Raw genomic sequence first — 3,902 nt, 5'->3', positions numbered from 1 at the left:
CCGCCAGCCCCCCGTGGCGGCTCGGCCGGGGCGTCCCCGGGACCAGCCACAGACCGGCCACCACGACCTGCGCGACGAGCAGCGCCGCGAGCACGGCGCTCCCGAACTGGATCGCCCGCTCAGCGAGCAGGGGGCCCACGCCACCCGGAGCACCGAGCAGGAAGAGGAAGGGGGCGGCTGCGACCAACGCCGCCAACGCCGTCCCGCCGCCCACGGCGAGCACCCAGAACGCAGCCGCGCGGTGCGTGCTCGCGGTACCCAGGCGACGGGAGCTGCGGGAGGACATGCCGGCACCCTACGGCGTGCCCCCCGGGGGGACGGCCGGAGTCACCGGCGAGGCCGGAGGGACCACGACGAGGTCACCGGCCACCACCACCGCCACCACCGGCAGCCCCGAAAGCGGCGGCGGCATTCGAGCTACATCGTCGCGAGCACCCGCGACGTTATCGTCCGCCGCGCACCACTTCGGTAACATCGCGCCGCGACGCACGGCGGGGGATCGCTCCGGGGACCGGTTGGCGACCGGTTCGCGGTGCCGACCACCCGGCCGAGCCGCACCGGTGGCGCTCCCGCACGGCAGGAAGGGGACAGCATGGCCGCTCCCGCCGTCGCGGTCCCCGAGGCGACCCCAGCTCGCCCCGACCGCCGCTACCTGTACGGCCTGGACGCGCTCCGCATCCTCGCGGCCCTGTTCATCATCTACCGGCACGTCGGTGAGTGGCTCTGGGCCAACGGGTTCCGGTGGCCGGTCGACGCCTGGATGGGAGAGGCGTTCCGGGAGCCGCTCCGGTTGAACACGTTCTTCGGGTTCGTCGGGCTGAGTACGTTGTTCCTGATCAGCGGCCTGGTCATCACCTACGTGACCGACCGGGAACGGCCGGTCCAGTTCCTGCTGCGTCGGGCGTCGAGGCTGCTGCCGGCGTTCTGGGCGGCGGTCTGCGTCGCCTGGGTCCTGGTGGCGCTCGGGCTGGTCTCGGCGCTGGGCGACGCGGCTGCGGACCTGAACTCGCTGTTCGGCTCCCTGACCCTGGCCAACTTCTTCCTGTCCGAGCAGCGGATCGTGCTGGGGGTCACCTGGACCCTGACGGTGCAGCTCACCTTCTTCGTGTACGTGGGTCTGACCCTGCCGTGGGGGCGGCGCTGGCCCTGGCTGCCCCCCGCGGTGGCCGCGACGGCGTTGTCGGTGGCGCTCTCCCTGGTCAACACGATCGACGGCATTCCCGCGTACCACCTGCGGACGATCCTCACCTACCTGCCGGTGCTGTTCGTCGGGCAGCTGGTGTCGCTGGTGCGGTCGGGGCGGCTCGGGGCGGGGGTGGGGGTGCCGCTGGGTGCGGTGCACTTCCTGCTCTTCGTCCGCGCCGGCCTCACCAGCGAGCTCATCCCGTCGGGTGACGGCCACGTCCGCACCCTGCTGATCACCACACTGGTCGTGGTGCTGCTGCTGTCGGCGGACGGCCGGCTGGCCCGGTCCCGGCTGGTGGGGGCCGTGGCCAGGCGCACCTACGCGCTCTACCTGATCCACGTCCCCGTCGGCTTCGCGGTCCTCGGCCTGCTCGCGCCGCACGCGCACCTGGCGGTGGCCCTGCCGGTGGCGCTGCTGGCGATGGGTGGGGCGGCGGAACTGCTGCACCGCTACGTGGAGCTGCCCTGCCACCGCCGGTACCGGGCGTGGGAACGGCGTCGCGGACCGGCCCCCGCTCCGCCCGCCAGCACCGCCGACGAACCAGGCGTCGCCGTCGTCACCCCCGACGGCGGTGCCCCACCCGCCGGGTCCCCGTCCACCGGGCGGCCGGGGGAGACCTCGAGTTCCACCGAGGACGACCAGCTCCTCCCGGGCGGGGGCACGACTGCCGGAGGTTCCGACGCGTCGCCGGACAGCGCTCCCGCACTGCCGGCGGACCCGGCTGTCCCGCCGCCCGGACCGATCGACGACGATCCACCCTCACCCTCACCCTCACCAGCAGGCCCGGAGGGCGGCACCTCCGGCTCCCCGGACGACGGGACCGGGGCTGGTGGGGCGGCGGCACCCGGACCTGACGGGCCCGCCCCCGCCCGGGACGTCCCCGACTCCGGCCCCGGCCCCTCGGAGGGCCTCCGGGTGGGCGCGCGCGACGACACGGACCCGGTGGGGCACGCCGGCACGCCGGATGGTCCACCCGTCAGCGCCGGGGGTGCCGCCACCTCCGGTGGGACCGCCGGAACCCCGCCCGCCGGGGTCACGGGTGGCGGTGGGCCCGAGGCGCCCCCACCCCCGCCGGCCAGCGGGTCGGAGGAAGCGCACGACGCGGACCCCGGCGGGGTCGTGGAGCCCCTCGACGCCGCGTCCCCTCGGTCGGGGTCGGCGAACGCCGCCGGGGAGGGGCGGTGACCGTGCGGTGACGGATACGGTGGCACGGCGACAGGCCCACGGCGCCCTCCGCGCGTCGCGGTCGCCGAGGAGTCCCTGACGGTGGCGGAGACAGGAGGCAGCGGAGTGGGCGCCCCGGACGCAGGACGGCCGCCGTCGCCCGGTGGCGCGCCCGCACGGCAGTACCTCTACGGCCTCGACGTCCTCCGGGTCATCGCGGCGCTCTTCATCGTCTACCGCCACTTCGTGCAGTGGACCGGCTTCGAGGGGCACCCGCTGGGTTTCCGAGACGCGGTGAACGACCTGGTCGTGGCGCCGCTCCGGCTGAACCCGCACCTGGGCATGGTCGGCCTGCTGTCCCTCTTCCTCATCAGTGGTCTCGTCATCAGCTACGTGACCGGAACGGAACGGCCGGGGCAGTTCCTGCTGCGCCGGGCGTTCCGGTTGGTGCCCGCGTTCTGGGTCGCCGTGCTCGTGATGTGGTGCCTCGTGGGACTGGGCGTGTCGCAGGGCGCGCGGGCGGACACCCCGGCCGACCTCAATTCACTGCTCGGTTCGTTGACGTTGGCCAACTTCTTCCTGACCGAGCAGAAAATCGTGCTCAGCGTCACGTGGACGTTGACGATCCAGTTCGGTTTCTACCTGTTCGTCGCCGCGACCATCCCCCTGGCCCGGGCGAGGCCCTGGTTGCCGCCGGCGGTCGCGGCCGTCCTCGTGGGAGTGGGGCTGGTCCTGACGCCGGCCGTGGAGACGGACACCCTCAGCCAGGTGCGGACAGTGCTCACCTACCTGCCCGTGCTGTTCATCGGGCAGCTCATCTCCCTGGTGCGGTCCGGTCGCCTCGGCCCCGTTCTCGGCACCGTGCTCGGAACGGCGCACTACCTGCTGTTCGTGGGTGCCGGCCTCGGGCACGACACCCTGCCGGACGGGCCGTCCAGCGAGCGGACGCTGCTGATCATGATCCTGGTCACGGTGCTCCTCCTCCGGGCTCGTGGGGGGCTGGCCAGGGCCCGCACGGTCGCGGTGCTCGCGAAGCGCACCTACGCCATCTACCTCGCGCACATCCCGGCGGGTTTCCCCGTCCTGCGCTGGGTGACGGCCGAGACGAACGCGCTGCTGGGGGTGCTCTGCGCCGTGCTGGCCACCGCGGTGGCCGCCGAGGCGCTGTACCGGTTCGTCGAGATGCCGGTGCACCGCTGGTACCGGCGCCGGGAGCGAGCGCGCCGGGCCCCCGCTCCGCCGGCGGTCGAGGGCGCTCCGGCGGCCCGGGACGTCGTCGCCGAGGACCCGGCCCCGGGCGGGAGGACGGACGCCCGGGCCGACGCCCGGCGGGACGACCCCGTCGCGGACTGAACGAGCAGCGCACCACCCGGGCCCGGTGACACGTCAGTCACTCAAATGGGGTAGAAACTCGGAAATACTTTGGAAAACAGGGGTCGGAATTAGGCGATTCTGTCGTTGCCCGGAGCGCGTGGTGGCGCTTTGCTGGACCTTCCCAGACAACGAAAGCGATAGTGAAACTCTTTCAAGTTTAACACTTTGAGGTGAAGTA

2 protein-coding genes and 1 pseudogene are annotated in these 3,902 nt (G+C 73.3%); 2 read left to right on the top strand and 1 reads right to left on the bottom strand.

Annotated elements, in window-relative coordinates:
- Positions 1-286, bottom strand: a pseudogene (locus ACTIDRAF_RS30720) (hypothetical protein); the annotation flags it as partial.
- A gap of 306 nt (positions 287-592) precedes the next feature.
- Here ACTIDRAF_RS30720 and ACTIDRAF_RS0223145 point away from each other — a divergent pair.
- Positions 593-2,371: an acyltransferase family protein gene (locus ACTIDRAF_RS0223145; protein ID WP_016701083.1), complete on the top strand. Its 1,779-nt coding sequence runs from the start codon at positions 593-595 to the stop codon at positions 2,369-2,371.
- 81 nt (positions 2,372-2,452) lie between these two features.
- Entirely contained in the window at positions 2,453-3,703 is a 1,251-nt protein-coding gene (locus ACTIDRAF_RS0223140; RefSeq protein ID WP_083886602.1) for an acyltransferase family protein, read from the top strand.
- The last annotated feature ends 199 nt before the right edge of the window (positions 3,704-3,902 follow it).

Source organism: Actinoalloteichus spitiensis RMV-1378 (assembly GCF_000239155.1).
In the GTDB taxonomy this organism is placed as follows: domain Bacteria; phylum Actinomycetota; class Actinomycetes; order Mycobacteriales; family Pseudonocardiaceae; genus Actinoalloteichus_B; species Actinoalloteichus_B spitiensis.
The sequence above is the reverse complement of the archived record's forward strand: the minus strand, read 5'-3'. Positions and strand labels throughout refer to the sequence as shown.

Coding starts and splice junctions, on each gene's coding strand:
- ACTIDRAF_RS0223145 (WP_016701083.1), top strand. CDS start 593: ATGGCCGCTCCCGCCGTCGCGGTCCCCGAGGCGACCCCAGCTCGCCCC.